Here is a 26,519-nt window from a genome sequence, read left to right as displayed (position 1 = left end):
GCGGCCAAGGCACCGGCTTGGCGGCGCATACCCGCACACATCTTCCGAACCGTGGATTTCTTTCGGCGTATCGCCTACGTACTGACGACGCCGTAAGCCTCGGGTTTTACCAAGTAGTGATCCGCAAGCCCACGCGAATCTCATGGCGCGACAACGCGCCGTCCCGGCCTGCCGTGCCACCGGCGCCTGCAGCCGAATCTGCGGCGGAATAGCCGAATATGTCACCACCCGCGATATGGGAGAAGCGGTAGCCAAGATCGACCTTGATATTCGGCGCAACCTCATAAGCCACACCCGCCATCAACGCGTAGGTCAGGCGCCAGTCACTGTCACCAGGATAGCGTGCGCTGACTGAGGCAGCACCGCCGCAGCCCGACGTGCCATCGACACAGGAGCCGATGGCGTTGACGCTACTCCAGGAAACCCGCGTGGCGCCGAGCCCGGCACCGACATAGGGCGTGAAACCGGCCAGCGTCCCGAGATCGACATAACCATTGACCATCAGGCTGCCGGCCCTGAAGGAAGACCGAGCCCTCGTGGAGCATCCCGTGCCGCCAGCCCCGCCGGAACAAGGCGAATCGCTCGAAATGCGGCCATTGAAATCACCGCTGAAGAAATCGCCCGTCACATCCGCGCGGAACAGATCGTTGAACTGATAGCCGACACCGAGACCGCCGGAAAAATCCCCGCCGAACCGGGTCGAATCAAAGCTGCTCGAACTGTAGTCGCCACCCGCAGGATCATAGGCGCGAAATTTCGTGTCGGTGCGGCTGGCATTGACGGCATAGCCGACATCGCCGCGCACATACCATCCCTTGGCATCCTTGACATTCACCTCCGACATCTTGATTTCCGGCGGTGTCGCATCGGCCGCAAACGCAACACCAGCCGATGCGCCTGCCATCGCCGCGGCCAGCGCCAAAGCGTCAAAACGGATCATTACCCCTCGCCTTCCATCCTCGGGCTCGCGCCCGAATGTCGAACCGGCTAGCTCCCCTTGATATCTCATATGTCTGGGTCTGAGCGGGAAGGCTGCCATTCTCATTTCATTAACCATAAGGAATTCGTGGTTAATGAAGCTTTAAGGCGACGGAGAATTGCTTAACGGGATAGAGGAAAAACAAAAACCGTCCGGCGAGAAACCGGACGGCTTTTCAATAACTTGAATGGATATTGCTTACTTGTAGACCGGTGCCTGGACCGGGATGTCGGCCGGCGGCATGTAGCTTGCCGTCTGGCAGCCTCCGAACGTATAGCGGGCACCGATGCGGGCTTCGTGCAGGTTCAGGCCCTTGTCGTAACCGGGACCGCCATTCTCGTTGTAACCGAACATGTCGCCGCCCTGAACGTGGCGATAACGATAACCGACATCCGCCTTGAGGTTGCAGGTCAGATCGATGGAGGTACCGGCCATCAGCGCATAGGTAAAGCGCCAGCTGCCGCGGCCGTTATGCGAGACCGTTCCGTCGCAGGAATCCGGGTTGGCGTCGGAGCAGGACGTGTTCTTCAGATTGCTCCACTTGACGTAAGTGCCGCCGAGACCGCCGCCGACATAGGGAGTGAAGATACCGTAGGTGCCGAGATCGACATAAGCGTTGGCAAGCAAGCTATAGGCCGTCAGGGAGGCGAGATCGCGCGAGGTTGCCGCAGTCGGAGTAAAGCCCGGGCCGCAGGCACCGCAATCGCCCTTCGTGGAGCCCTTGAAGTCGGACTTGAAGAGATAGTCGAGCGTCAAGTCCGTGCGAAGGTAGTTGTTGATCTGGTAACCGACACCGCCACCGAGCGTGACATTGCCATCCAGCTTGGCGCGATCGAAATCGACTAGGCTAGCATTGGAGCCCTGGAAGTAGTTTGCGCCGCGCAGGTTCGTGAAGGCATAGCCGACATCGCCGCGCAGATACCAGCCGCTGGATTGAGCGACCGTCACTTCCGGCGCCGGCTGTACCGGTTCGGGCGTATAAAGATCAGCAGAAAAGGCCGACGTGCCGACAAGCAAAGTGGCAAGTGCCCCAATCAGGGTTTTCATCATGGCTTTGGCTCCAAATTTCTTGCCCTTGGCACAGCAAAAGCTTGCCAATTGAAATGACATGACGGGAATAATGATGAAAAGGAGTTAAAACCTGATTAACTACGAATATTTACCGTGTTTATTTAGGAATTATACTTTGTTTCATATATTAGAAAAAATTGATACTTGAATGAAGAGAGCGAGATAAGAAGCGGCGTCCACCTCCTTTTTTAACTCAAGCACCGGATCTGTGGATGGAGCCAGAGGCGGCAGTTCCTAAACCGTTTGGCAAGAATCGAACCATTACATTGCTGTCGCCGGAGAGATAACTCAGGAGGAAGTCATTGACTTACCATCGCATAATATCGGCCGGCCTGGGCATTGCTCTCATCTTTCTGAGCTCCGCCGTCATGGCAGGCGCGATGCCCGTAAAGCCGATCGCCGCCACAGCCTCCGCATGGAACAAGGGGCGTGAAACCGGCTTGCCGATCCCGCGCTATGTTTCCCTTCGCGCCCAAAAGGCGCGCATGCGCGTCGGCCCGTCGACGATCTATGCCACGAAATGGATCTATATGAAGCCGGGTCTTCCCCTGGAGATCATCGACGAATACGGCCATTGGCGACAGGTTCGTGACGATACGGGCGTTACCGGCTGGATGCACAGCGCCCTGCTTTCCGGAGCGCGTACGGCCCTGATCGCCCCCTGGCTGGCGAAGAATGCCACGCTGCGCGCCGATCCGAATCCCACCGCCACGACGATCGCTGAGCTACAGCCCCGCGTACTGGTTTCACTGCAATCCTGCACCGGAACATGGTGCCGCGTCTCCGTCCGCGACCACGCCACCAAGGGTTATATCCGGCAGGACAAGCTCTGGGGCGCTTATCCCGGAGAAATGTTCCAGTAGAACTGCCGTCAATCCGAAACTGAAACCATAATGGCCGCCCGATAGGACGGCCATGCTATTTTATCCGCAATTACGTCGTTTGCCTGCTCAGGCAGCCGAACGCACGCTCGAGATCACGTCGATCAATCCGCCGACGATGCGCTCGATCTGGCCGCGATCGTCCCCCTCCGCCATGACGCGGATCAAGGGTTCCGTGCCGGAGGGGCGGATCACCAGCCGGCCGTTGCGGGACAGCTCGCTTTCTGCATCGGCGATCGCCTGGCGCACATGAATATCCTCCAGCGGCTTGCCGCCGGAAATACGGACATTGCGCAGCAGCTGCGGCACCGGCTCGAAACGGCGACAGACTTCGCTGACCGGCTTGCCCGTGCGCTTCACTGCGGCAAGGATCTGCAGCGCAGCCACCAGACCGTCGCCCGTGGTGCCGTAGTCGGAAAGCACGATATGGCCCGACTGTTCGCCGCCGACATTGTAATCGTGCTGGCGCATATGCTCGACGACATAGCGGTCGCCGACAGCCGTGCGCGCAAGCGACATGCCGCGATCGTCGAGGAACCGTTCCAGTCCGAGATTGGACATGACGGTTGCGACAATGCCATTGCCGCGCAACGTCTGACTCTCGGCCCAGCTTTCGGCAATAACGGCCATCAGCTGGTCGCCATCGATGATCGTGCCGGTTTCATCGACAATGATGACGCGATCGGCATCGCCATCCAGCGCAATGCCGATATCGGCACGCACTTCGTCCACCTTCTTCTGCAGGGCGACCGGGCTGGTGGAGCCGCAATTCAGATTGATATTCGTGCCATTCGGCTCATTGCCGATGGTCACGACATCGGCGCCAAGTTCCCAAAGGGCGGCCGGGGCAACCTTGTATGCGGCACCATTAGCGCAATCGATTGCGATCCGAAGCCCCTGCAGCGTCACATCGCGCGGCAGCGTACGCTTGGCATGCTCGATGTAGCGATCGTGGACACCGTCGATACGCTTGGCGCGGCCAATATTCTCCGACTTGGCCAGATGCTCCGACATGTCCTTGTCGAGCATGTCCTCGATCTTCATTTCGAGATCGTCGGAGAGCTTATAGCCATCAGGGCCGAAAAGCTTGATGCCATTATCCTGATAGGGATTGTGCGAAGCCGAGATCATGACGCCGATATCGGCGCGCAGCGAGCGCGTCAGCATCGCGACTGCTGGCGTCGGGATAGGTCCGAGAACGAAGGCATCGACGCCGGCTGCGGTAAAGCCTGCCACTATGGCATTTTCCAGCATATAGCCCGAAAGGCGCGTATCCTTGCCGATGACGACCCGATGGCGATGGCTGCCTCGATGGAAGATCGTGCCGGCAGCGATACCCACGCGCATGGCAAGATCTGGCGTCATCGGATAGATGTTGGATTGACCGCGAATTCCGTCAGTTCCGAAATAACGGCGTTTCATATGCACTCCTGTCGTTGCCGCGTCCTCGCGAGGAATACGGCGGCATCGATATCGCCGCTTGGAAACCCGCGGCACTGCAAACATCGATGCTTCTGGCTCATGCCATAGATTGTAAAATTCGGCACTTAAATTACCGAGAACGCCTATTACACCGCGTTACCATTAATAAGCACTAAAAAACTGCATCACATCGTGACGGACATGGTCCGATCCACAGCCTGCCGCGTCTCCGTTATTTCAGACTGATGTGGCAATATGCAAAGGGTCTGCAGCTCGGCCCATTGCCTCCCCCTGGACCTTTCAGCAAAAAGGCCAACCGCATTTTCATGGGCTGGCCTTTCAATTTCGAGGTTTGAACCTCTCACGCCTTAACGCGGCTGCGGTTCGAAACCGCCTTCGGGCTCGTCACCCTTGGCACCGAGCGAGCCGTCCTTTTTCGCGCCGGTCTTCGGCACGGCCGAGCCACGGCTCGGCGGCGTATCGTCACCGAGATCGCGCGCCGGCTTTTCGCCACGAAGCAGAGCTTTGATTTCGTCGCCACTCAGCGTCTCATATTCGAGCAAGCCCTCGGCGATTGCCACGAAGCCGTCGTGATGCTCCGTAAGGATATCCTTGGCCTGCTGATAAGCCTGATCGATCAGGCGGCGGACTTCATTATCGATCGTCTGCGCGGTCGCCTCGGACACGTTCTTCGACTGCGAAACCGAGTGGCCGAGGAATACTTCCTGCTGGTTTTCGCCATAGGCAACCTGACCAAGCTGATCGGAGAAACCCCATTGCGTGACCATGGCACGGGCAAGCTTGGTCGCCTGCTCGATATCCGAGGATGCACCGGAGGTGATGTTTTCCTTGCCGAAAGTCAGTTCTTCAGCAACGCGGCCACCCATCATGATGCAGAGCCGCGACACCATCCACGTATAGCTCATGGAGTAGCGATCGCCTTCCGGCAACTGCATGACCATGCCGAGCGCACGGCCGCGTGGGATGATCGTCGCCTTGTGCAGCGGGTCGGCGACGGCAACCTTGAGTGCCGTGATGGCGTGACCGGCTTCGTGATAGGCGGTGAGCTTCTTTTCCGCCTCGGTCATGGCCGAAGAGCGGCGCTCGGCGCCCATCATGATCTTGTCCTTGGCGTCTTCGAATTCCTGCATGGTGACCAGGCGCTTGTTGCGGCGGGCGGCCATGAGGGCAGCTTCGTTGACGAGGTTCATGAGATCGGCACCGGAGAAGCCGGGCGTACCGCGAGCGAGCGTCTTCAGATCGACGTTCGGCGCCAGCGGCACGTTGCGGGCATGAACCTTGAGGATGCGTTCACGTCCGACGATATCCGGGTTCGGCACCACGACCTGACGGTCGAAGCGGCCCGGACGCAGCAGCGCAGGGTCGAGAACGTCGGGACGGTTGGTCGCGGCGATCAGGATGATGCCTTCATTGGCCTCGAAGCCGTCCATCTCGACCAGCAGCTGGTTGAGCGTCTGCTCGCGCTCGTCGTTACCGCCGCCAAGACCGGCGCCACGATGGCGGCCGACGGCGTCGATTTCGTCGATGAAGATAATGCAAGGTGCATTCTTCTTGGCCTGCTCGAACATGTCGCGGACACGGCTTGCGCCCACGCCGACGAACATTTCGACGAAGTCGGAGCCGGAGATGGTGAAGAACGGCACATTGGCTTCGCCGGCAATGGCGCGCGCCAGAAGCGTCTTACCAGTACCGGGAGGGCCGACAAGAAGAACGCCGCGCGGGATACGGCCGCCGAGACGCTGGAATTTCTGCGGATCGCGCAGGAATTCAACGATTTCTTCCAGATCCTGCTTGGCTTCGTCGACACCAGCAACGTCATCGAAAGTGACGCGACCATGCGCCTCCGTCAAAAGCTTTGCCTTCGATTTGCCGAAGCCCATGGCACCGCGCGAGCCGCCCTGCATCTGACGCATGAAGAACAGCCAGACGCCGAGGATCAGGAGCATCGGCAACAGCGTGCCGAGATAGCTCAGGAAGCTCGAGGAGCCATCCGATTCCGGACGGCCGACGATGTTGACGTTCTTGCTTTGCAGGCGCTCAAGCAGGCTATCATCCACGACCGGAGCATAGGTCTGGAAGGGCGTGCCGTTTTCGACATAGCTGCCGACGACGCGGTTGCCGGTGACGGTAACGTCACGAACGCGGCCGGAATCAACTTCCCGAAGGAACTGCGAATACGGTATTTCCCTGGAGCCTGTTTGTGCCGGCGCGTTCTGAAACATGCTGAACAGGGCAATCAACAGCAAGGCTATGATTGCCCACAGAGCGAAATTACGAAAATTAGGGTTCATCGAACTCCCCAGCACTGAAACTCCCGCCGTCAAGCGGCGGTATTACTTGATCCCTAACATAGGGTTGCGCCAAGCCCTTGCCAAGGCAAACCGCATCGCCGCATGTTTTTTCCGTCTATAGGACCGAAATCGGCAGCCGCCTATAGGCTTCACGCCCGAAAGCAACTGAGAGGCTGTTGGCAAATGTGAGATCAAATCGTGTCAAAAAGCGGTCGAAGGGCGCGAGACGGGGTAGAAGCGCGACGCTCGCCGCCTTGCCCCCTCCTTCCGGCACGATCGACGGCATCGCCGCCTGAGCGCGTTTCACCACGCCTCCCGGCAGATTTGCCGGAAAAATCGTCGCATTCCCCGCCCCCGGAGCGCTGACGCGGACTGCGGTCGGGCCGAAATTCTCTATTTCAAAGCGGCCATCCCAATTGACTTTTTTCCCAGGCAGGACCGAAACCGGAGCGATATTGCGGCTCTCCCGCATAAGATAAAGCGCATCGCGCCGCAGATCGAAGATCACGCCTCCCGCCGTACGCCGTCCGAGGTTCGCACCGTTCACAAATTCGAGAACACGCTCCATTTGCGTACGCCCCGGCGGATAGGAACTGCCACCGAAGATGGCGGCAAGATAAGACAGGGCATAGGTAACGATCGCTGCATCAGTGGAAAGACCGGGCCGCGCAACGGCGCAGAGCGCACCTGCATGGATTGCGACATGCTCGTCCAGCCACCCCGCAGCCCGCTCGCAAAGCGCGGCACGATCGGCGCCACCATCAGCCGGCATTTCGGCCACCGGCTCCCTTGCAAGCTCCATGCGGGTGCGTACGCGCTCGTACCGCACATCCTCGTTGCTGGGGTCGTCGAGCCAGGATACATCGCGCGTCTCGAGATAGGTCCTGATTTCAGCCCGCCGGCAGGAGAGAAACGGCCTGACAATCCAGATACGCCGATCGAACATAACCGCATCGGCGATGCCCGTGCCATAACCGCCCTGCCCCCGCCGCGCGCCGCGCATGGCAATCGTCTCGCGCTGATCGTCCCACGTGTGGGCGGTTACGATCGCATCGGCCGAAATCTCGGAGGCGAGCTCCGCAAGCAGCGCGTAACGCGCTTCACGTGCTGCAGCCATGATGCCGGTTCCGGGCTTTTCCCCCTCCCAGCGACGGATAAAATGGGAAATACCGCGCGAGGCGCAGAGGGCCGCGACTTCTCGCGCTTCGCCCGCTGATGCGGCACGCAATCCATGGTCGATCGTTGCTGCGGTAAGGGTAATATCGTCGTGAGGATGGGATTTCAGCCGCTCGGCAAGGGCAATCAGAAGCCCGATGGAATCGCTGCCGCCCGAAACGGCGACGAGAATATGAGCAGGCTTCGAGAGAGAATGCAGAAATTCGCTGATTGCGGCTTCAGGCGTAGTGGCTGTGGCATTGCCGGTCACAGCATCAATGGACATGGCGGTCAGCAGGCAAGTCGCTTCTGTTCGCTGGCAACCTTGCCGGTCACAGCCTTAGAGGCCTTCGGGTAACGCTTGGTGACCTCGCGAAGCGTGGCGCAGGCGGTATCCTTGTTGTCGAGAGCGGCCAGGGACATACCGAGCTTCAGGAGCATTTCGGGCGCCTTTTCCGAAGTGCTATATTTCTGATGAGCATTCAGGAAAGTCTTGGCAGCATCATTGTACTTGCCCTGCGAATAAAGCGCTTCGCCGAGCCAGAAATTCGCATCCGCGGCCCGCGAGCTGCTGGGATAACTGTCGAGATATTGGCGGAATTCCTGTTCGGCGACGCTATAGTCGCCGGACAGGACGTGGCCGTAGGCAGCCTTGTATTGATCGTTCTCGCTGCCGAGCGATGCCGTCTGCGAACCGGAGCCTGCACTTGGCGGCGCACCCGAACCGTTGTTGGCCCCTGTAATCGAGGAGCCGATCTGGTCGCCGCCCTGATCGAACTGGATAGAGCCAAGCTCGCTCGGCGGCTTGCCAGCGCCGGCGCCGCGTGCACCGGCAGTGCTGCCATTCTGCGAGTTGCTGATAACGCCGGCAATATCGTCCTGCTTGCCGCCGCTCTGCGCGGGGACATCGGCCTCGCTCTTCTTCATCGTGCCGCCCGATGCGGGCGCGCTGCCACCGCCGCCGCGCTTTTCCAGCTGCTGGAAGCGGAATTCGTTGTCCTCCTGTGCCTTGCGGATCTGCTCCTGCATCTGGAGAAGCTGGTAGCTCATCTCCTCGACGCGGCCGTTCAGCTGGCGCATCTGGTCTTCGAGCTGCTGCAGGCGCATTTCGGCATCGCTGTTTTGAACGTTGATGACAGGTGCTTGGCGGTATTGCGCTTGTCTTTGATTTGCATTGCCGGGAGCTGCCTGCGCGGAGGCATCGCGGCCGCCGAGATGCATTCCAAACAACGACAAGGCAGAAGCATCGCGCTCGCTACCCACGATGGCAGCGAGACAAAGCATGCTCGCCACGACAAGTTTTCTCATATGGATCGTCCTGTCCTATTGATTCTTCGGGCCGGAGGGCTCGAACAGGAGATTTTTACAATTGCTCTCAAAAAGCAACGGAGTTCGGCCAAAGTGTGGTCAAAAAAGTAAAGGCGGCACGAGGCCGCCTTTTGCATTTCGACTGGTCTTTGACGATCAGGAGCCGGCGCCGTTGAGCACGGTGACCGCGCGGCGGTTCTGCGACCAGCAGGACTCGTTGTCGCAGGTAGCGACCGGGCGCTCCTTGCCATACGAAATCGTCTTCATGCGGTTCGCCGGGACACCACGCGAAGCGAGATAGCTTTTCGCGGCGGCAGCGCGGCGCGCGCCGAGAGCAAGGTTGTACTCGCGGGTACCGGTCTCGTCGGCATGGCCTTCGACCGTGATGGAATAGTTCGGATAGCGGGCGAGCCACTGAGCCTGACGATCGAGCGTCTGTGCTGCTTCGGAGCTGATGGAGGAGCTGTCGACAACGAAGAAGATGCGGTCGCCGACATTGACCGTGAAGTCCTGCGGCGAGCCCGGAGTGGCATTGCCGGCACCGTTCAGGCCAAGACCGTTGGCATCGTTCGGCAGACCCTTCTTGGAAGCGCAGCCGGCCAGAGAAAGGCCAACGAAAAGCGCGATCATGATCGGGTTGCGGGCGAGGTTCTGCATATGGCCAACGGCCTGGGTTGCGGTGCGGCTCATGGCCGGTCTCTCCTTAAGTCTCTATCAGGGTTGCCAGACTGTAACCGGGTTCGGTTAATCGGATTCCAACAAGTATGGTTAATGATGTCCTAAAATTGTCGCCAAACGGTCCACTCACAGGACTTTGCGGCGATAACGTGGCGGCCCTTCCCGCTACTCGAGCAGCGGCGACCATGCCGGATCGGAAGCGAAGCCAGGGGTCGGGATCTTCTGCTCGTTATAACCGGTCAGATCGATCGAATAAATTTGCGGTCCGCTCGCACCCGACGGCGCGCGGAAGAACATGATGACGCGGCCGTTCGGCGCCCAGGTCGGTCCTTCGCTGTAGGAGCCGGAGGTCAGGATTCGCTCGCCGGAACCGTCCGGCTTCATGACGCCGATGGAAAAGTTGCCGCCGGCCCGTTTGGTGAAGGCGATCAGATCGCCACGCGGCGACCAGACCGGCGTGGAGTAGGAGCCATTACCGAAGGAGATGCGGCGCTGGTTGGAGCCGTCGGCATTCATGACATAGATCTGCGGCTGTCCACCACGGTCGCTTTCGAAGGCAACCTGCGTGCCATCGGGCGAATAGGATGGCGAGGTATCGATCGCGGCCGTAGACGTCAGACGGGTCGTGGTGCGCGAGCGCAGATCCATCGTGTAGATATTGGCATTGCCTTCCTGCTGAAGGCTCATGATGACGCGCTGCCCGTCCGGCGAGAAGCGCGGCGAGAAGGTCATGCCCGGAAAGTTGCCGACCAGTTCGCGCTGGCCCGTCTGCAGCTGCAGCAGATAGACGCGCGGCTGTTGGTTGGCGAAGGACATGTAGGTCACTTCCTGGCGATTGGGCGAGAAGCGCGGCGTCAATACCAGGTCGCTGCCGTCGGTCAGCATGCGCGCGTTGGCGCCGTCCTGGTCCATAATGCCGAGCTGAGTCTTGCGGGCCGTCTTCGGGCCACTTTCGGCGACGAAAACGACGCGGGTATCGAAATAGCCCTTTTCGCCGGTGATCTTCTGGTAGATCGCATCGGCGATGATGTGCGCGACGCGCCGCCAGTTATCCGGCTGGGCAAAGAACTGCTGACCGATCATCTGGCTGTTGCCGAACGTATCCCAGAGGCGGAATTCGGCGCGAAGGCGGCCGCCTTCCTGCGTCACGCGGCCGGTCACCAGAGCCTGCGCATTGATCGAGGTCCAGTCCTGGAAGCGCGGGGTCGAATCCGGATTGGTAATCTTCTCGATGAAGGCCTGCTTGTTGATCGGAGCGAACAGTCCGGAGCGCTGCAGATCGGCGGCGATGACGCTCGAGATCTGCGGGCCGAGCGTATCATTCGACAGAAGGTCGGTGATAGCGATCGGCATGGGCTGGACGTTGCCCTTGTTGATATTGAGCTCGACCACGGCATAGGCCGGAGTGGATGCCACAGCCATCAGGCCTGCTAGCACCACCAGGAGGCGGACGAAGGATTTTCTGATCATATGTATCAAGCCTTTCAGCATTAATTCGCCGGATCGCTGGCATCGAAGTTGATGATGACTTCTTTCCAGACGTCATACTTATCCATTGGCAGTTTTTTGAAAGGAGCTGCCCTAACCACAGCTCGCAGCGCGCTTGCCGCGACAGCTTTCTGGGCGTTTTCGGGACCGCCAGTCATTGTTACCTTCGGCTTGCCCATAATCGTTCCGGTATGGTCAAGTCTAAACTGGATCCGAACGTAGACCTCTCGGAAGCCAGTGAGATCAACAGGGGCCAGCCAATTTGCCATGATGTCGTTGCGAATACTTTCAATGGCAGAATGTCTCAGGCGATTCTCACCCGCAGCCACATTTGCAGTCTGCGCTGAAGCGGAGCCTGCGAGCATGATCCCCAGGCCCACAGCTAAAGGCAGGCCGATACTGGGACAGTGGTTCGTCGAAAGCTGCGCTCCCCGCATCACATCCCCAGATCCGCTGCACTGAAATTGACGACGACTTCCTGCCAGTCCTCATATTTGTCCGCCGGAAGAATCGTCATGAACTCCGATTGCGCGCGAAGGACCGCGCGTACAGCGGCGGACTGCATGGCACCTTGTGTCGAAGCCGGTCCCCCGTTGGTCGTCGCTTCCGGCTGACCGACGATCTGCCCGGATTTGTCGAGCTTGAAGTGCACCTTGATCCGCACGTCGCCGGCGCCTTCAAGACCAGGCGGGAGGTTCCAGTATTTCTGGATCAGATCGCGCAGGCCATCCTGTTGGCTCTGGCTGAGCTTGCCGGCACCAAGCGACTTCTTGCCGCCAAGCGAAGCGACCTGGGTATCGGCGCCTGCGGAAGCCTGCTGCGATGAGCGCTTCGCACCGCCTTTCGACGAGGTGTTGTTGAGAAGATCGTTGATCTGATCGGCAAGACCATCGTCAAGGCCCTTGCTGGAGGCCTTCGGGGTCTGACGCTTCTTGTCAGCGTCCTTCTTGCCATCGTCGGCCGAGGTATTCTTGCTCGTGCTTTGCGTCGTCGTTTTGTCCGTCGGCTTTGCGTCGGCGACCTTCACGTCCGGCTTCGGCGTCGGCTTAACCTCAAGCTTCTGCTCGGCAGCCTTCGGCGGCGTCGGCTGCGGCTTCACATCCGGTACGGGTACGTTGTTTGGCAGCTGAATTTCAGCCTGGTCGACCGGCTGCTGCGTCGGCGGTGGGGTTGGCGTCGCATCGGCTTTCGGGGTCGGCGGGGTGACATCCGGCTTTGGGGTCGGCGTCACGTCGGGCTTCTGCTGTGGAATGGCGGCGACTTCCTTCGGCGCGGCCTCGGTTTCCTTCTGCTCGATCGTCTTGACGTCGTTCGGCCTCGGATCGTCCTGCGGTACTGGGGTATCCACCTTCTTCGGCGCCAAGGCCGCAGTCTCGCTCTCCGGCCGTTGCGTCGGCACGACCGGGTTCTTGATATCCACCTTGTTCTCGCCGGTACTCTGGGCGTTGGCGACCTGGTCCTGCTTGGTCGTCGGCTTGCGCGCGGCGTGATCTGTGACCGGCGCCTTCTTCTCGCCCTGCTGCAGCTGATCCGCCGTCACGATATCGACATCCATCGCCGTGCTTTCCGGCGTCTCAAGCGGCGCCGGCGCACTCAGCGACACCATGGCGCCGATCAGCACCAGGATGTGAATGACAGCAGATGTAGCAAGACTGCGCTTCATGTCGGTTCGTCAGTGATCCGTTGTCTGCTGCTGCGTAACCAGGCCGATGTTCTTGTAACCGGCTTCCTGAATGCGAGACATAACGTCGGCGATGACGCCGTAAGGCGCCTTGCCGTCGCCACGCACGAAAATGCGCTCGTTATAGCCGGTCGTCGCGATCGCCTTCAGCTTGTCGGCGATCTCGGTCACGTTAATCTGCGTCTCCTGCAGGAAGACCTGGCCATCGGCCTTGATCGAGATCGTAATCGGCTGAGTCTGGGCGTTCAGTGCGCCGGCCTGCGTCTGCGGCAGGTCGATCGGCACGCCCGACGTCATCATCGGCGCCGCCACCATGAAGATGATCAGCAGCACGAGCATGACGTCAACCAGCGGCGTCACGTTAATCTCGGAAATCGGGCCGCCACGACCTCCGCCACGACGACTGCCACGGCGGCCACCGCCGCCACCACTGCCTCCAACAGACATTCCCATGTCAATACTCCGGTTCTGTCCGCGACTTACTGCGCAGCCTGGCGCGGCTGCAGCTTTTCATCGATCTGGCGCGAAAGGATGGCGGAGAATTCATCCGCGAAGCCTTCCATGCGGCCCGAAAGCTTGCCGGCATCGGCCGAGAACTTGTTGTAGGCGATAACGGCCGGAATAGCGGCAACCAGACCGATCGCAGTTGCCAGAAGCGCTTCGGCGATACCCGGTGCGACGACCGCAAGGTTGGTCGACTTCGAACCGGCGATCGCCTGAAACGAGGTCATGATGCCGACGACCGTGCCGAAGAGACCAATGAACGGGCCGGCGGAACCGATAGTGGCAAGCGATCCGAGGCGGGCCGTCAGATGTTCCGATTCACGCGCCAGCGTCACGTCCATCGCGCGGTCGATACGCATCTGCAGACCGATCGGCGAGCGAGCGCCGCGCTCGAACGATTTCTTCCATTCGCGCATCGCCGCGACGAAAATGGCGCCAAGACCTGTATTGTTACGCTCAGAAAGAGTGCGGTAGAGCTCTTCAAGAGACTGGCCGGACCAGAAAACCTGCTCGAAGTGATCGAACTGCCGCCGCGCTCGCGCGTAGCTCAGATATTTGTCGATGACGATCGCCCAGGTCCATACGGACGCTGCCAGCAGGCCGATCATGACGAGCTTGACCACCAGGCCTGCCTGCATGAAGAGCGACCAGAGGGTGATGTCCGGTGTGGTGGCCGCTGCCAATGCTACTTGTTCCATTGATCCAAAATCCCCGAATCCAAACGCCCGGTGCTAGACCGGGCGGCTAAAAGTGATCTCACAAGAATTGTTTGGCAGCCGCCGCTGAACGCCCTGGTCAAGCCTTCCAAGCTTACAACTGCCTTCTTGCCGTCAAATTTGGTCAAAGGAAGGCGTGCACCGCACAAACTCCGACATAATCAGTAAGACACTATTATGGTTAAAAGAATGTTAGCGTCGAAACACGAAGGATTTAACGGCGGCGAAGGTTATTCTCGCTCCAGGGAAGAACTGACCGGACGAAACCGGCGAGAAACGCAGACAAAGCTTGCGCGGCGAATTCCTTCACATAAAACTCAAGTTATTGCAAGCCGCCTCTTGTCGATCATGCTATCCTTATGCAAGGCAGCCCTGATGCGATGAGCATGCCAGGTTACTGATTACCCAGCACTTTCCGACGCCGTGAGCATTTGTGCGGCAAGTTTCTCCGGCAGGCGGCGCGGACGCCCCTTTGCATTGATCACGGCAATGATGACCTTCGCGGCAATCAGCAGTGTCTCGTCGCGCCGGATTTCCTGAGACAGCACCATCTTGGCGCCACCGGCCTTTTCGGTGACTGTGCGGATCATCAGCAGGTCATCCATGCGAGCCGGTCCCTTGAAATCGATCTCCATGCGATGGACGACGAAAACCAGCCCCTCTTCATCCGCATTCAAAAGTTCGCGCTGTTCCACTCCGAGACAACGCAGATAGTCGGTGCGTCCCCGTTCAAGGAAATGCAGGTAGCGCGCGTGATAGACGAGCCCGGAAAAATCCGTATCCTCATAGTAGACTCGCTGCACCAGCCGGTGGCTTCCGGCTTCCAGTTCCCCAGCTATCAGAAAGGGGCTGTTCATCGTTGCCGCATCTCCTTGAATGTCCGGCATCTCTTTGGCCGAAGTTCTGCCATCAAGCAAGCTTTGAACAATTGTCATAAACTCCGACTATCCGGAATCGTGCCGGCTAGCGGATCGGCATAGAAGGAAGATCCTATGAAAATTGCGGTTATGGGCGGTGACGGATTCATTGGTTGGCCAACCTCGCTTCACCTCTCCGACGCCGGTCATGAGATCCACATCCTCGACAATCTCTCCCGCCGCTGGATCGATACCGAGCTGGGGGTCCAGTCGCTGACGCCGATGGATTCGATCCAGGAACGCACCCGCATATGGCACGCCGAAACCGGCCGCCGCATCCATTTCCACCTGATCGATCTCGCCAGGGACTATGAGCTTCTGAAAAAATGGCTGTCCGAGCATCGCCCCGATGCCATCGTCCATTTCGCCGAGCAGCGCGCCGCCCCCTATTCGATGAAGAGCGACCGCCACAAGAACTACACGGTCAACAACAACGTCAACGCCACCCACAACCTCCTGAACGCGCTGGTAGACCTCAGTCTCGACGCGCATCTCGTACATCTCGGCACGATGGGCGTCTATGGCTATTCGACGATCGGCGCTGCCATCCCCGAGGGCTATCTGCCCGTCGGCATCGAGACGACCGATGGTCGCACGGCGAGCCAGGAGATTCTTTACCCCGCCAATCCCGGCTCGATCTATCACATGACGAAGTGCCTCGATCAGCTGCTCTTTCAATTCTATGCCAAGAATGACGGACTGAGGATCACCGACCTGCATCAGGGCATCGTCTGGGGCACGCACACCGAGCAGACGCGCCGGCATGAGCAGCTGATCAACCGGTTCGACTATGACGGCGACTATGGCACGGTGCTCAACCGTTTCCTCATCCAGGCGGCGATCGGCTATCCGCTGACCGTGCACGGCACCGGTGGCCAGACCCGCGCCTTCATCCATATCCAGGATTCCGTACGCTGCATCGAACTCGCTCTGAAGAACCCGCCGGTTCGCGGCGCCCGCGTCGAAATCTTCAACCAGATGACCGAAACGCATCGAGTGCGCGATCTTGCCGATATGATCGCCAGGATGAGCGGCGCGGAAGTTGTGCGCCTGCCCAATCCGCGCAAGGAAGCTCCGGAGAACGACCTGATTGTCAAAAACGACAAGTTCCTCGATCTCGGCCTGGCACCGATCACGCTGGAAGCGGGCCTCCTCGGTGAAATCGTCGATGTCGCTAAAAAATATGCTTATCGCGTCGATCGGTCGCGCGTTCCGGCCATCTCTGCCTGGACCAAGGATCTCGCCGCGACAGTCAACCATGATCCCGAGGGCAAGAGGCTGAAGTCCGTGTCATGATGCCGGGAAGCGAAATGCTGCAGGGTCTGCGTGCACAAACGCGACCGCGTGCCGGGCAGGCATTCGTGACGCTCGTCACGAATGCTGATTACGCCATGGGCGCACTGGCGCTGGCGCGTTCGATCGTCCATAGCGGCACGAAAGCCGATATCGTCGTGCTGCATACGGAAGGGGTTGGCGAAAGCGACCTTGCCCCATTGGCAGCGCTCGACTGCCGGCTGGTGGAAGTTGAGCATCTTCCGCTTTCGGATGCCTTCAATGAGCGGCATGCCCGCGGCAATCTTCATACAGCGGCTCCCTTCACCAAGGGCCGCAAGCCCTCCTTCCACACGCCGCTCGACAACTTCTGCAAGCTCAGGCTCTGGCAGCTGATCGAATACGACACCTGCGTCTTCATCGATGCAGATGCGCTGGTGCTGCGCAACGTCGACCGGCTCTTCGATTACCCGGAATTTTCCGCCGCACCGAACGTCTACGAAAGCCTTGCCGATTTCCACCGGCTGAATTCCGGCGTCTTCGTCGCCAAGCCGTCGCTTGCGACCTTTCGGCACATGCTGGAGCACCTCGATCGCCCCGACGTCTTCTGGCGGCGCACCGACCAGACCTTTCTCGAGGCCTTTTTCCCGGATTGGCAAGGGCTGCCCGTCTTTATGAACATGCTGCAATATGTCTGGTTCAGCATGCCTGAGCTCTGGAACTGGAACAGCGTCTCGATCCTGCATTACCAGTATGAGAAGCCCTGGGAGGAAAATCACCCCAAGGCTGAGCAGCTGAAGCCATTGATCGAGCTATGGCATAGCTTCCATTCAGGTCGGAACATGCCCGATATCGCCACGCTCGCAAATCCGAAAGCGGCGGCATGAAAGTCCTGATTTCAGGCGGAGCGGGTCTCGTCGGCCGATACATCGCTGAAGAGCTGCTGTCGGCCGGTTACAAGGTTGCAATCGGCGGACGGAGCCCCCCGTCACCTGGCTTCTTTTCGCATCCGGTCTCCTTCGTTCCCATGAGCCTCGATCCGGCGGAAAATCAAAGCCGCGCTTTCGACGACGCCTATCTCTTCGTGCACGCGGCCTTCAACCATGTTGCTGGCAAATATCGCGGCGGTGAAGGCGATGATCCGGACGGCTTTCGCCGTCTCAATCTCGACGGTACGGTAAAGCTGTTCGAGACCGCCAGAAAGGCTGGCATCCGTCGCTGCATCTTCCTCTCGTCACGCGCCGTCTATGGCGATGGGATTGCCAAGGAGCCGTTGACCGAGGCGACCAAGCCAGTACCGAGCACGCTCTATGGCGAGGTGAAGCGCGACGCGGAGCACGCCCTGTTTTCCCTGTCAGCATCGGGTTTCATAACCGCGAGCCTGAGGGCGACAGGCGTTTATGGCGAACTGCAGCCGAACAAGTGGGACGAGCTATTCGACGATTACCTGAACGGTAAGCCGGTTCCTTCCCGGGCCGGGACCGAGGTCCACGGCCGCGACCTCGGCCGTGCGGTTCGTCTTCTGCTGGAAACGGAAGCCGGCCGTATGGACGGTGAAGCCTTCAACCTGTCGGATATTCTGACCGACACGCACGAGATCCTTAGCCACCTCCAGAGCGCGACAGGCTGTCCGCACGCGCTGCCGCAGCCTGCGGAGCTCGGCGCGGTCTCTGTCATGGATACGGCGAAAATCCGTGCACTTGGCTGGCAAGCTGGCGGAAAACCCCTGCTCAAGCAAACGATAGAGACACTGGCTAAATCGGGATACCCAAAGGCGGGTATCAGCGCATCAGCTTTGTCTCATCCCAATCGAGCGCCATCAATTCCGCATCCCTGAAGCGTGCATCGTCGGAAACGACGAATTCGTCGAGCTGCGGCGGCGCGACGCTGGTTCCGGCCAGCATGGCATGCACCTGCCCGCGATGATGCGTCTGATGCTGGAACAGATGGTTCAGCACATCGTCCGCCCGCTCGCGCTGAACGCGGCCGTCGCGTTCGATATTGATGATCCGCATCGCGGTCTCCGGCGTCAGCCCCTCACAAAAAGCGACCAGCTTGCGATCGACGTCGGCCTGCTCCTGGCTCAACCCGTCCAGCCGGTCATAAGGCTCCTCGATGTCAAAAGCTTTGAGGCCCAGAGTACCGCCTTCCAGCGCGTCGACGTAGAACCAATCGACCGTCAGGATATGATTGAGGGTTGCCTTGATCGACGGAAAGAAGCTGACACGCTTGGCCTCGAATTCGCCGGGCAGCAGAGCCGCACAAGCCCGATGGAGCCGGACATTCGCCAAGGCATTGTTGTAGGCGAGCTTGCGAAAGCTGCGAACCGGATCGAAAGCGGACATAAGCCTCCCCCTAAGCCTTGTCGAGATCACCATCCCGCCAGACGAGATGGCGAGACGTCAGCGGCAGGTTTTCGATTTCCTCGGCGATGAAATAGGGCGGGATATCGAGCGCAACCAGCGCCTCGCGCGTCGCTCGCACCCATTTGAACTCGAGATCGTTGTCGCCATCCTGGATTCGATGCACGATCTTCGCGGGGTCGAAGGGAAAGTCGGCAGGAATATCCATCAGATAGTAGAGGCCAAGCTCGTGCCAGTCGAGCTGCTCGTAATGGAAGAAATTCTCGACCGACCACAGCAGGCGCCCGACCGTAACGTTAACGCCGATCTCCTCCATCATCTCCCGCCGCAATGTCTCTTCCGAGGTCTCGCCGATCTCCGCGCGACCGCCGGGAAAAGTCCAGAAAGGCTCGTGCACGGCGCGATGCACCAGGACATGGCCGTCGCGAAAGCCAAGGCCTGCGACGCGCATCTGGAAGCGTGTGCGGCCGGCATTCAATCTGATGAGTTTGCGCTTCGGCATGATCCTCTATCCCAGGTCGATCACCAGGATCTCCGGCGGAACGCCGAAGCGTACTGGCGCGATAGAGCAGCCGAGGCCGCCCGACACAATGATATGGCGCGACTCCTCAACGATATGACCGTAGACATACCGGTCACCATAACGCGAGGGCGAATAGGGCGACCAGCCGAAAATCCTCACCTGTCCGCCATGCATATGCCCCGACAAAGTGAGCGACACCCGCTGGGGAACGGCAGGAAAAATATCGGGCTCATGGGCCATAAGGATGACCGGTGCGTCGTCGCCGATCTGCGCCATTGTGCCGCCGAGATCGTCAAGCCCCTTGGTAAGAGGCCTCTTCCAGCGCATGCTGCGACGCAGGGCCAGCTGATCCTCGACGCCTGCAAGCCAGAAGCCTTGTCCATTCTTCTCTAGGCGCGCCGCGCGGTTGGAATAGACTTCGATGCCGACAGCTTCCAATGCCCGATGGCTGAACGTCGGGCCGCGACCGGTTCTCTGGGCCGTCGCGTCATGCCACCAGTCGTGATTGCCGATAATGGCGTGGACGCCAAGCGGCGCCTTCAGCTTTGCCAATTCCGCCGCCCAGATGCGATGATCGACACGGTTGGTAATGAGATCGGTTCCGGACGTATAATCGCCGAGCAGCACGATGATGTCGCCGCCAAGCTCATTGGCATGCGCACAGATCGATGCGATGCGCTCGGCATTCATCCACGGCTCACAGGCATGGAAATCGGCAAGTGCCACCACCCTGAGCTTCAGCCCAGGCGTCCATCCTGGTGGGGTCAGCGCATAGCGGGTAACATTCAGCCGAACGACCGGCTCGTAGCCGAGAGCATATCCCCCGAGTGCCATCAAACCGAATATGCTGCCGCCGAAAAGCTTCAGGAAGGCACGACGGCCAAGCATTCAATCGTCCTCCCGGAACAACCCGAACTGCGCGGCCTCCAGATCCTTGGGCGGCTGCATGCCGAGATGTTTCCAGGCGATCGCGGTCAAAACACGACCGCGCGGCGTACGCTGAATGAAGCCCTGCTGGATCATATAGGGCTCGATAATATCCTCGATCGCATCGCGCGGCTCGGAAAGGCCAGCGGCGATAGTCTCGATACCGACAGGCCCGCCGCCGAAATTGACCGCGATCATGTTCAGATAGCGTTTGTCGAGCTGATCGAAGCCGACATTATCAACGAGAAGCCGTGTCAGTGCCTCGTCGGCAATCTCGCGCGTCACCGCTTCGACTTTCGCAACTTCGGCGAAATCGCGCACGCGCCGCAGCAGGCGGCCGGCAATGCGCGGCGTACCGCGCGCCCGACGCGCGATCTCGCGCGCGCCCTCATCCGTCATGCCAAGACCCATCAACCTAGCACCACGCCGGACGATCAGCTCCAGTTCTTCAACCGTGTAGAAACTCAGACGCACAGGAATGCCGAAACGGTCGCGCAGCGGCGTCGTCAGGAGGCCGAGGCGGGTCGTAGCCGCTACCAGCGTGAACTTGGCGAGATCGATCTTCACCGAACGCGCCGCCGGGCCTTCGCCGATGATGAGATCAAGCTGGAAATCCTCCATGGCCGGATAGAGAATTTCCTCGACAGCCGGATTGAGACGATGGATTTCATCGATGAAGAGCACGTCCCGCTCTTCGAGATTGGTGAGCAGCGCCGCAAGATCACCCGCCTTGGCGATGACCGGGCCGGACGTCGAGCGAAAGTTGACACCGAGCTCCTTCGCCATGATCTGCGCCAGGGTCGTCTTGCCAAGGCCGGGGGGGCCGACGAACAGTACATGATCCAGTGCCTCGCCACGACCCTTGGCCGCCTCGATGAAGACCTTCAGATTGGCGCGCGCTTCCGCCTGGCCGGTAAACTCGTCCAGCGATTGCGGCCTGAGCGTCGCATCGATGTCTTCGCCCCGCTTTTCCGGCGATATCAGACGTGCGGCTTCACTCATGTCAGAGGTTCCATTCCCGGTATGCGTTTTGCGGCTTCTGCGCCGAAGGCGTTATCACATCCACCGCCTCAAAAATACTCTATGACTAAGGAGTGCCGAGGCCCGCTCTCTCAGCTTTGCGACAATAGTCAGGATTGCGGATGGTGCAAAGCCTCACCGCGCGAGTTCCTTGAGACCGAGCCGGATCAGCTTGGCACTGTCCGCACCTTCGCCGGCCGCCTTTATCGCCGCCGCAACGGCGTTGGCTGCTTGATCGCGGGAGTAGCCGAGATTGGTCAGCGCCGAAACGGCATCGGCCACGGGTGCTGCGGCAACGCCTTCGCCCAGCTCCTGCTTGAGCGCGATATTGGCCGCGTCGCCGGCAAAAGCCGGCGCCTTGTTCTTCAGTTCCGTCACGATGCGCATGGCGACCTTGGGGCCGACACCCGGCGCTCGCGAGACGGCGGCGCGATCCTGCAAGGCGATCGCATTGGCAAGCTCGGCCGGCGTCAACGTCGATAGCAGCGCCAGCGCTACCTTCGCGCCCACGCCCTGAACCGTCTGCACGATATTGAACCATTCGCGCTCCAACGCCGTCATGAAGCCGAAAAGCCGGATCTGATCCTCACGAACATAGGTCTCGATGAAAAGAATACAGGCCTCGCCAACCGAACCGAGCTTCGACAGCGTCCGAGCCGAACAATAGGCGACGTAGCAGACGCCGTGCACATCCACGAGCACATAGTCTTCGCCGATCTCTTCGATTGTGCCTTTCAGCTTGCCGATCATGGATGATGTCCGTCAGGGATGGGTTTCTGGGGTGATGAGGTCGAGCGAGGGAAAGTAGGAGCGATAGCCCTTGGGATCTCGTGTTAATATGGAATAGCCACGCACCGCGGCGTGTGCGCCGATCATAAAATCAGGAAGAATGCGTTCTCTCCCACCGCCAGCCTGACGATAAACCCTGAAAGCCGCCGCTGCGGCAAATGCCGCTGACCATGGCAGGCTTTCACGGCGGAATTCGCTTTGCGGCAGCAGTTCGTCCACTTGATCCATACTGCTGTATCGCACCGAGAATTCCGCATAGATGATGGGGTTGATAATGACTGCTCCTCGCTTGAAAGCGGAAAGAACCTGCGCGCTGGACCAACCATGCCAAACTGAACCAGGGATGGCCAAATCAACCAACACATTCGTATCGACGATAGTGACCATGATTACCGGTCACGAGTCATCGACATCAGTGCTTCGGCATCGATCTCCTGATCGCCGGTGCCTTCCAACCGCTTGAGGGTAGCCATAAACCGATCGAGCCGCTGCCGATCCTCGATGTCCCGCTTACCGTTCTTGGGCGAAACAACCAGCTTTCCATCCTCGACGGAAAATATGACTTCGCTATTGAGCTCTATGCCAGCCAACTCGCGCAAGTCGCGGGGGATAGTCACCTGCCCTTTGGATGTCACACGCATTCTTACTCTCCAAACTTAAAGTAAGAATTATCATTACCATGAGAACAAGTCAAGAACAAACTATCCGGCCAGCGCTGCCTGCCGCAGCCGGCTGGCGCCGCGGTTATGAGCGTGACAGACGGCGATAGCGAGCGCATCGGCCGCGTCATTGCCCTTGAACTCGACCTTGGGCATCAGGATCTTCAGCATCATGTGAATCTGCTGCTTCTCGCCGTGGCCGACGCCGATGACGGCCTTTTTGACCGCATTCGGCGCATATTCCGAGACAGGCAGGCCAGCGCGCGCCGGAACCAGCATGACGACGCCGCGCGCCTGACCGAGCTTCAAGGTTGCCACCGCATCCTTGTTGACGAAGGTCTGTTCGACGGCAGCCTCATTGGGCTGATAGCTGTGAACGACCTCGGCAAGTCCGTCATGCAGCTGGCAGAGACGGGACGCGAGATCCATGTCGCCGTCCGAGGTCACGGTCCCCGACGCCACGAAGCGCAGGGAATTGCCAAGCATATCGATGATACCCCAGCCGGTGCGGCGCAGGCCCGGATCGATGCCGATGATGCGAATCGTATTCTGCATAAGCTAACCTATCTTTCAGGCTCGACATGTGCCAGCAAAATGTGAACAAAACAAAAACAAGGGTCTGATTGGATCGCCAAAGCCGCGCTGAAAACATCGTGACGAAATTGCGGCGATGGGTTTGGAATAGGCGGACAGCGCTCCTACATGTGCAAGCGACCCTCCCTTCCACCACGCAGGTTTCTTGCCATGGTCCCCTTTTCCATCCTCGATCTTTCGCCCGTTGCCGAAGGCAGCACCATCAGCCAATCCTTCGACGGCTCGAAGCGCATGGCGCAGAAGGCGGAAGAGCTGGGCTATAACCGATTCTGGCTCGCCGAGCATCACGGCATGCCGGGTGTTGCCAGCGCCGCGACGTCGGTCGTCATCGGCCATGTCGGTGCGGCAACCTCCCGCATCCGCATCGGCTCGGGCGGCGTCATGCTGCCGAACCACTCGCCGCTGGTCATTGCCGAGCAATTCGGCACGCTGGAAGCGCTGTTTCCCGGCCGCGTCGATCTCGGCCTCGGCCGCGCCCCGGGCACCGACATGCGCACGGCGCAGGCCCTGCGGCGCAATATAGATGCCGGCGCGCAGAGCTTTCCTCAGGATATCGTCGAACTGCAGCACCTCTTCAGCCCCGCGGACGACAATCAGATCATCCTCGCCGTTCCCGGCCATGGCGCCAATATCCCTATCTGGCTGCTCGGCTCCAGCCTCTACAGCGCCCACCTCGCCGCTATGCTGGGCTTGCCCTATGCTTTCGCTTCGCATTTCGCCCCGGAAGCCTTGATGGATGCCATCGCCATCTATCGCGAGCGTTTCACGCCTTCGGCCGCGCTCGACAAGCCCTATGTCATGGTCGGCGCCATGGGAGCAGTGGCGGAGACGGACGAGGAAGCGCAGTATCACTTCACCTCCGCGCAGCAGCAATTCGTCAATCTCCGCCGCAACGTGCGCGGCCCCTTCCCCCGCCCGCGCCGTGACATGGACGATTTCTGGACGCCAATGGAAAAACTGAACGTGGAAAATACGCTGCGCTATGCCGTGGTCGGCTCGCCGGCAACGGCGGAGGCGAAGCTTTCGCAATTCATCAAGGATACGGAAGCCGATGAAGTCATCATATCGATGCCGATTCACGATATCGAGGCACGCCTGAAGTCGGTGGAACTCTTCGCGACGCTTCCAAGCTTCAAGAAGGTCTCCTGATCTTCGAAAGCGAACGGTCTAATCCGGTGAGCCGATCCAGCATATACGGCTCACCGGGCGATCGGCGGGCTCAAGCCACGAGCCTCGTCTTCTAATGACGCCGGATGAGCATGTCGAGCGACAGCTTGCCGGCGCCGGCGACGATCAGCGCGAACATGCCGCCCGCGATCGCCAGGTCCTTTTCGAAATGCAGCAACTCATTATGGCTGGCGAAGTTGGTGTGAAAAAGTAGCGCCGTCAGCACACAGAATAGGCCAAGGCCAAATGCCGCAAGGCGCGTCATAAGCCCGAACGCGATGGCGAGGCCGGCGCCAAGCTGCAGCACGATGGTGGCAATGGCGATGGGGGCAGTGACACCAAGCCTCGCCATGGCCTCCAATGCGGTGTCGAGATTGCTGGCAAGTTCGATGCCTTCTTCCAGAAAGAGCAGTGATAGCAGCAGGCGGCCGAACAGCAATGCCATGTCGGCCATATTCACAAGAACGGCACTCTCCTCTTCGAATTCCATGGCCTTTCTCCTTCCTGTCGATATTCGTGCGGCTTCCGATCCTGTCCGGCGGCATCCCCTCGACATGACCGAGTGAAATGCCGCCGGATCGATTGCGGCCGGACTTTAGTTGGTCCCCTTAGCGGCGATTGCCTTGGTCAGGTCCTCAAGCTCCTCGCATCCCGCCGGGCAGAGCTTGGTGAGCACTGCCAGCTGTTCGCGGGCCTTGGGCATATCGTCGGTTTCGACATAGAGCTCGCCGAGATATTCATGCGCGCCCTTGTGATCCGGCTGCAGTTCCAGGGCCTTGGTGTAGTAAGTGAGCGACGTCTTGAAGTCGCCGGTCTTGCGCAGGGTGAAGCCCATCAGATTGTAGACATCGGCCTGCTGGTGCTCCTCGGCGATATCGCGAAGCTCGGCGAGTGCGCCGGCATAGTCCTTCGCATCGATCTTGGTACGCACGGAGGTCAGGTCCGGCGCATCGGTCGATTCCATATTGTCGACGGCGAAAGCGACGCCTGCTGTCGCGGCGGGCAGGATGGCGACGGCGCAAAGGCCGGCGATCCCGAAAATGGCATGTCTGAACATGGTATTTACTCCTCTCTATGGCCGCTCAGGCCTGGATGGTGGGGGTGAATCCGTAGGCATTGCCGTCCTTGACGAAGGTGCCGGAGCCCGGGAATGGGAAATGCGAGCCGCAGATCCTGATCTTGTCGGCAATGACGCGATCGATCAGCCTGCGGCGGGTGGCGACGGCCATCGGGCCATCCTGGTCGTAGGCACCTTCCCATTCGGGATGAGGCGCCAGCAGTGCCGGCACATACATGATGTCAGCCGAGACCATCAGCTGCTCGCTGCCGCCATCGATGAGGAAGACCGAGTGGCCCGGCGTATGGCCGTAAGCGGCAAGCATGTGCACGCCGGGCGCTACTTCGGCATTGTCCTCGACCAGCTTCCAGTTCTTCCACGTCGGGAAGACGGAGGCGATGCGCCGGCCGGCTTCCTTGCGGCCCTCCGCCAGCTTGTCGACGCGGCCGGGATCGGTCCACCACTTGTATTCGGCCGCGTTGACGATCAGCTCGGCATTCGGGAAGACGGCCGCGTTCGTTCCCTTTTCCATCAGGCCCCAGACGTGGTCGGGATGGAAATGCGAGATCATGATCGTGTCGATCTTCTTATAGTCGATGCCGGCGGCAGCCATGTTGGCCGGCAGATGCGTGGCATTGGTCTGCCATTGGCCGACACCGGAGCCGGCATCCATCATGATCTTGCGCCCGCCGATATCGAGAACGACGACGGTCAGCGGAATCGGCATGAAGTCCGTTGTCAGGCCGGCCTTTGAGAGTGCTTCCTTGGTGTCTTCGACGGAAGCATTCTTGATGAAGGCCGGATCGTGCGGCTTGCGCCAGATGCCGTCATAGATGGCCGTGACCTCGATCGAACCGACTTTGTATTTATAGAAGCCGACCGTCGGCTCCAGCTGCGTGGCGGCAAAAGCTTGCGGAATGAATTCGAGCTTCGACGACAGCCCGAAGGCTGCCGCAGCTGCGGCCGTGCCGAGCACGGCGCGGCGGGTCATATCAAACATCGCAATATCTCCTCAGGGTTATGGCTTTTCGGGCCG

Annotated in this window: 29 protein-coding genes; 5 read left to right on the top strand and 24 right to left on the bottom strand. The window is 59.8% G+C overall.

Annotated features, from left to right (window positions below; all coding sequences use genetic code 11):
• Window positions 1–106 precede the first annotated feature (106 nt).
• Window positions 107–940 carry an outer membrane protein gene (locus FHT85_RS23120; protein WP_183774343.1) on the bottom strand — a complete coding sequence of 278 codons (834 nt, stop codon included), beginning with the start codon at window positions 938–940 and terminating at the stop codon, window positions 107–109.
• Between the two features lie 237 nt (window positions 941–1,177).
• Window positions 1,178–2,029 carry an outer membrane protein gene (locus tag FHT85_RS23115; RefSeq protein ID WP_015340974.1) on the bottom strand — a complete coding sequence of 284 codons (852 nt, stop codon included), beginning with the start codon at window positions 2,027–2,029 and terminating at the stop codon, window positions 1,178–1,180.
• Between the two features lie 323 nt (window positions 2,030–2,352).
• Between FHT85_RS23115 and FHT85_RS23110 the strand changes: the two genes are divergently transcribed.
• Window positions 2,353–2,913 carry an SH3 domain-containing protein gene (locus FHT85_RS23110; protein ID WP_112335046.1) on the top strand — a complete coding sequence of 187 codons (561 nt, stop codon included), beginning with the start codon at window positions 2,353–2,355 and terminating at the stop codon, window positions 2,911–2,913.
• Between the two features lie 87 nt (window positions 2,914–3,000).
• On the opposite strand, the gene glmM is transcribed toward FHT85_RS23110, so the two are convergent.
• The 11 genes from glmM to ybgC form a co-directional block, all read right to left on the bottom strand.
• A complete protein-coding gene (gene glmM / locus FHT85_RS23105) occupies window positions 3,001–4,353 on the bottom strand; it encodes a phosphoglucosamine mutase (protein WP_112335047.1) in 1,353 nt (450 codons plus the stop codon).
• A 368-nt stretch (window positions 4,354–4,721) separates the two neighbouring features.
• Entirely contained in the window at window positions 4,722–6,665 is a 1,944-nt protein-coding gene (ftsH, locus tag FHT85_RS23100) for an ATP-dependent zinc metalloprotease FtsH (protein WP_041677649.1), read from the bottom strand.
• A 115-nt stretch (window positions 6,666–6,780) separates the two neighbouring features.
• Entirely contained in the window at window positions 6,781–8,106 is a 1,326-nt protein-coding gene (gene tilS, locus FHT85_RS23095; protein ID WP_112409987.1) for a tRNA lysidine(34) synthetase TilS, read from the bottom strand.
• A 5-nt stretch (window positions 8,107–8,111) separates the two neighbouring features.
• Window positions 8,112–9,128, bottom strand: coding sequence for a tol-pal system protein YbgF (ybgF, locus tag FHT85_RS23090; RefSeq protein WP_112409988.1), 1,017 nt, complete (start codon window positions 9,126–9,128; stop codon window positions 8,112–8,114).
• A gap of 156 nt (window positions 9,129–9,284) precedes the next feature.
• Complete coding sequence (gene pal / locus FHT85_RS23085; protein WP_015340980.1) at window positions 9,285–9,818, bottom strand: peptidoglycan-associated lipoprotein Pal; 534 nt, start codon at window positions 9,816–9,818, stop codon at window positions 9,285–9,287.
• Between the two features lie 153 nt (window positions 9,819–9,971).
• Window positions 9,972–11,297 carry a Tol-Pal system beta propeller repeat protein TolB gene (gene tolB, locus FHT85_RS23080; protein WP_405047986.1) on the bottom strand — a complete coding sequence of 442 codons (1,326 nt, stop codon included), beginning with the start codon at window positions 11,295–11,297 and terminating at the stop codon, window positions 9,972–9,974.
• Window positions 11,297–11,731, bottom strand: a complete 435-nt coding sequence (locus tag FHT85_RS23075; RefSeq protein WP_112409989.1) for a cell envelope integrity protein TolA — start codon at window positions 11,729–11,731, stop codon at window positions 11,297–11,299. The genes tolB and FHT85_RS23075 overlap by 1 nt, the downstream gene beginning before the upstream one ends.
• Complete coding sequence (locus FHT85_RS23070) at window positions 11,731–12,957, bottom strand: hypothetical protein (RefSeq protein ID WP_112409990.1); 1,227 nt, start codon at window positions 12,955–12,957, stop codon at window positions 11,731–11,733. The genes FHT85_RS23075 and FHT85_RS23070 overlap by 1 nt, the downstream gene beginning before the upstream one ends.
• Window positions 12,958–12,966: 9 nt before the next feature.
• The gene (gene tolR / locus FHT85_RS23065) at window positions 12,967–13,428 is read right to left on the bottom strand and encodes a protein TolR (protein ID WP_112399315.1); all 462 of its coding nucleotides are present in this window, start codon (window positions 13,426–13,428) and stop codon (window positions 12,967–12,969) included.
• Window positions 13,429–13,454: 26 nt separating this feature from the next.
• The gene (gene tolQ, locus FHT85_RS23060) at window positions 13,455–14,177 is read right to left on the bottom strand and encodes a protein TolQ (RefSeq protein ID WP_041677650.1); all 723 of its coding nucleotides are present in this window, start codon (window positions 14,175–14,177) and stop codon (window positions 13,455–13,457) included.
• A gap of 419 nt (window positions 14,178–14,596) precedes the next feature.
• Entirely contained in the window at window positions 14,597–15,052 is a 456-nt protein-coding gene (gene ybgC / locus FHT85_RS23055) for a tol-pal system-associated acyl-CoA thioesterase (protein WP_112410125.1), read from the bottom strand.
• Window positions 15,053–15,187: 135 nt separating this feature from the next.
• Between ybgC and FHT85_RS23050 the strand changes: the two genes are divergently transcribed.
• Genes FHT85_RS23050 through FHT85_RS23040 form a run of 3 tightly spaced genes read left to right on the top strand, consistent with a single transcriptional unit; the run spans window position 15,188 to window position 18,221 of the window.
• Window positions 15,188–16,408 carry an NAD-dependent epimerase/dehydratase family protein gene (locus tag FHT85_RS23050; RefSeq protein WP_112409991.1) on the top strand — a complete coding sequence of 407 codons (1,221 nt, stop codon included), beginning with the start codon at window positions 15,188–15,190 and terminating at the stop codon, window positions 16,406–16,408.
• On the top strand, window positions 16,408–17,271 hold the full coding sequence (locus FHT85_RS23045; protein WP_246780068.1) for a glycosyltransferase: 864 nt from the start codon (window positions 16,408–16,410) through the stop codon (window positions 17,269–17,271). The genes FHT85_RS23050 and FHT85_RS23045 overlap by 1 nt, the downstream gene beginning before the upstream one ends.
• Window positions 17,268–18,221: an NAD-dependent epimerase/dehydratase family protein gene (locus tag FHT85_RS23040; RefSeq protein WP_112409992.1), complete on the top strand. Its 954-nt coding sequence runs from the start codon at window positions 17,268–17,270 to the stop codon at window positions 18,219–18,221. Before FHT85_RS23045 ends, FHT85_RS23040 begins: the two co-directional genes overlap by 4 nt.
• Here the strand turns inward: FHT85_RS23040 and FHT85_RS23035 are convergent.
• The 8 genes from FHT85_RS23035 to ruvC form a co-directional block, all read right to left on the bottom strand.
• Window positions 18,166–18,729, bottom strand: coding sequence for a DinB family protein (locus FHT85_RS23035; RefSeq protein WP_112409993.1), 564 nt, complete (start codon window positions 18,727–18,729; stop codon window positions 18,166–18,168). The genes FHT85_RS23040 and FHT85_RS23035 overlap by 56 nt on opposite strands.
• A gap of 10 nt (window positions 18,730–18,739) precedes the next feature.
• Window positions 18,740–19,249, bottom strand: coding sequence for an NUDIX hydrolase (locus FHT85_RS23030; RefSeq protein ID WP_181476129.1), 510 nt, complete (start codon window positions 19,247–19,249; stop codon window positions 18,740–18,742).
• Between the two features lie 6 nt (window positions 19,250–19,255).
• Window positions 19,256–20,158: a metallophosphoesterase gene (locus tag FHT85_RS23025; protein WP_183774340.1), complete on the bottom strand. Its 903-nt coding sequence runs from the start codon at window positions 20,156–20,158 to the stop codon at window positions 19,256–19,258.
• Window positions 20,159–21,199: a Holliday junction branch migration DNA helicase RuvB gene (gene ruvB / locus FHT85_RS23020; RefSeq protein WP_112335057.1), complete on the bottom strand. Its 1,041-nt coding sequence runs from the start codon at window positions 21,197–21,199 to the stop codon at window positions 20,159–20,161. It abuts the gene before it with no gap.
• Between the two features lie 153 nt (window positions 21,200–21,352).
• Entirely contained in the window at window positions 21,353–21,967 is a 615-nt protein-coding gene (ruvA, locus tag FHT85_RS23015; RefSeq protein WP_112409994.1) for a Holliday junction branch migration protein RuvA, read from the bottom strand.
• Window positions 21,968–21,979: 12 nt separating this feature from the next.
• Entirely contained in the window at window positions 21,980–22,393 is a 414-nt protein-coding gene (locus FHT85_RS23010; protein ID WP_112335059.1) for a type II toxin-antitoxin system VapC family toxin, read from the bottom strand.
• A gap of 2 nt (window positions 22,394–22,395) precedes the next feature.
• On the bottom strand, window positions 22,396–22,647 hold the full coding sequence (locus FHT85_RS23005) for an AbrB/MazE/SpoVT family DNA-binding domain-containing protein (RefSeq protein ID WP_112335060.1): 252 nt from the start codon (window positions 22,645–22,647) through the stop codon (window positions 22,396–22,398).
• Between the two features lie 60 nt (window positions 22,648–22,707).
• Window positions 22,708–23,220 carry a crossover junction endodeoxyribonuclease RuvC gene (ruvC, locus tag FHT85_RS23000; RefSeq protein ID WP_112409995.1) on the bottom strand — a complete coding sequence of 171 codons (513 nt, stop codon included), beginning with the start codon at window positions 23,218–23,220 and terminating at the stop codon, window positions 22,708–22,710.
• Window positions 23,221–23,409: 189 nt separating this feature from the next.
• On the opposite strand from ruvC, the gene FHT85_RS22995 reads away from it, so the two are divergent.
• A complete protein-coding gene (locus FHT85_RS22995) occupies window positions 23,410–24,408 on the top strand; it encodes an LLM class flavin-dependent oxidoreductase (protein WP_112409996.1) in 999 nt (332 codons plus the stop codon).
• Window positions 24,409–24,499: 91 nt separating this feature from the next.
• Here FHT85_RS22995 and FHT85_RS22990 read toward each other — a convergent pair whose 3' ends face one another.
• The 3 genes from FHT85_RS22990 to FHT85_RS22980 all read right to left on the bottom strand — a co-directional run bounded on the left by FHT85_RS22990 (window position 24,500) and on the right by FHT85_RS22980 (window position 26,483).
• Entirely contained in the window at window positions 24,500–24,916 is a 417-nt protein-coding gene (locus tag FHT85_RS22990) for a DoxX family protein (protein ID WP_112409997.1), read from the bottom strand.
• A 105-nt stretch (window positions 24,917–25,021) separates the two neighbouring features.
• Window positions 25,022–25,483 carry a tetratricopeptide repeat protein gene (locus tag FHT85_RS22985; RefSeq protein WP_112409998.1) on the bottom strand — a complete coding sequence of 154 codons (462 nt, stop codon included), beginning with the start codon at window positions 25,481–25,483 and terminating at the stop codon, window positions 25,022–25,024.
• A 25-nt stretch (window positions 25,484–25,508) separates the two neighbouring features.
• Window positions 25,509–26,483, bottom strand: a complete 975-nt coding sequence (locus tag FHT85_RS22980) for an MBL fold metallo-hydrolase (protein ID WP_112409999.1) — start codon at window positions 26,481–26,483, stop codon at window positions 25,509–25,511.
• Window positions 26,484–26,519: the final 36 nt, after the last annotated feature.

Source organism: Rhizobium sp. BK312 (assembly GCF_014193605.1).
Classification (GTDB): Bacteria; Pseudomonadota; Alphaproteobacteria; order Rhizobiales; family Rhizobiaceae; genus Rhizobium.
Note: the sequence above shows the minus strand (reverse complement) of the source record. Positions and strands in the feature narration are given on the sequence as shown.

Coding starts and splice junctions, on each gene's coding strand:
- FHT85_RS23120 (WP_183774343.1), bottom strand. CDS start 940: ATGATCCGTTTTGACGCTTTGGCGCTGGCCGCGGCGATGGCAGGCGCA.
- FHT85_RS23115 (WP_015340974.1), bottom strand. CDS start 2,029: ATGATGAAAACCCTGATTGGGGCACTTGCCACTTTGCTTGTCGGCACG.
- glmM (WP_112335047.1), bottom strand. CDS start 4,353: ATGAAACGCCGTTATTTCGGAACTGACGGAATTCGCGGTCAATCCAAC.
- ftsH (WP_041677649.1), bottom strand. CDS start 6,665: ATGAACCCTAATTTTCGTAATTTCGCTCTGTGGGCAATCATAGCCTTG.
- tilS (WP_112409987.1), bottom strand. CDS start 8,106: ATGTCCATTGATGCTGTGACCGGCAATGCCACAGCCACTACGCCTGAA.
- ybgF (WP_112409988.1), bottom strand. CDS start 9,128: ATGAGAAAACTTGTCGTGGCGAGCATGCTTTGTCTCGCTGCCATCGTG.
- pal (WP_015340980.1), bottom strand. CDS start 9,818: ATGAGCCGCACCGCAACCCAGGCCGTTGGCCATATGCAGAACCTCGCC.
- tolB (WP_405047986.1), bottom strand. CDS start 11,297: ATGCTGAAAGGCTTGATACATATGATCAGAAAATCCTTCGTCCGCCTC.
- FHT85_RS23075 (WP_112409989.1), bottom strand. CDS start 11,731: ATGCGGGGAGCGCAGCTTTCGACGAACCACTGTCCCAGTATCGGCCTG.
- FHT85_RS23070 (WP_112409990.1), bottom strand. CDS start 12,957: ATGAAGCGCAGTCTTGCTACATCTGCTGTCATTCACATCCTGGTGCTG.
- tolR (WP_112399315.1), bottom strand. CDS start 13,428: ATGGGAATGTCTGTTGGAGGCAGTGGTGGCGGCGGTGGCCGCCGTGGC.
- tolQ (WP_041677650.1), bottom strand. CDS start 14,177: ATGGAACAAGTAGCATTGGCAGCGGCCACCACACCGGACATCACCCTC.
- ybgC (WP_112410125.1), bottom strand. CDS start 15,052: ATGAACAGCCCCTTTCTGATAGCTGGGGAACTGGAAGCCGGAAGCCAC.
- FHT85_RS23050 (WP_112409991.1), top strand. CDS start 15,188: ATGAAAATTGCGGTTATGGGCGGTGACGGATTCATTGGTTGGCCAACC.
- FHT85_RS23045 (WP_246780068.1), top strand. CDS start 16,408: ATGCCGGGAAGCGAAATGCTGCAGGGTCTGCGTGCACAAACGCGACCG.
- FHT85_RS23040 (WP_112409992.1), top strand. CDS start 17,268: ATGAAAGTCCTGATTTCAGGCGGAGCGGGTCTCGTCGGCCGATACATC.
- FHT85_RS23035 (WP_112409993.1), bottom strand. CDS start 18,729: ATGTCCGCTTTCGATCCGGTTCGCAGCTTTCGCAAGCTCGCCTACAAC.
- FHT85_RS23030 (WP_181476129.1), bottom strand. CDS start 19,249: ATGCCGAAGCGCAAACTCATCAGATTGAATGCCGGCCGCACACGCTTC.
- FHT85_RS23025 (WP_183774340.1), bottom strand. CDS start 20,158: ATGCTTGGCCGTCGTGCCTTCCTGAAGCTTTTCGGCGGCAGCATATTC.
- ruvB (WP_112335057.1), bottom strand. CDS start 21,199: ATGAGTGAAGCCGCACGTCTGATATCGCCGGAAAAGCGGGGCGAAGAC.
- ruvA (WP_112409994.1), bottom strand. CDS start 21,967: ATGATCGGCAAGCTGAAAGGCACAATCGAAGAGATCGGCGAAGACTAT.
- FHT85_RS23010 (WP_112335059.1), bottom strand. CDS start 22,393: ATGGTCACTATCGTCGATACGAATGTGTTGGTTGATTTGGCCATCCCT.
- FHT85_RS23005 (WP_112335060.1), bottom strand. CDS start 22,647: ATGCGTGTGACATCCAAAGGGCAGGTGACTATCCCCCGCGACTTGCGC.
- ruvC (WP_112409995.1), bottom strand. CDS start 23,220: ATGCAGAATACGATTCGCATCATCGGCATCGATCCGGGCCTGCGCCGC.
- FHT85_RS22995 (WP_112409996.1), top strand. CDS start 23,410: ATGGTCCCCTTTTCCATCCTCGATCTTTCGCCCGTTGCCGAAGGCAGC.
- FHT85_RS22990 (WP_112409997.1), bottom strand. CDS start 24,916: ATGGAATTCGAAGAGGAGAGTGCCGTTCTTGTGAATATGGCCGACATG.
- FHT85_RS22985 (WP_112409998.1), bottom strand. CDS start 25,483: ATGTTCAGACATGCCATTTTCGGGATCGCCGGCCTTTGCGCCGTCGCC.
- FHT85_RS22980 (WP_112409999.1), bottom strand. CDS start 26,483: ATGTTTGATATGACCCGCCGCGCCGTGCTCGGCACGGCCGCAGCTGCG.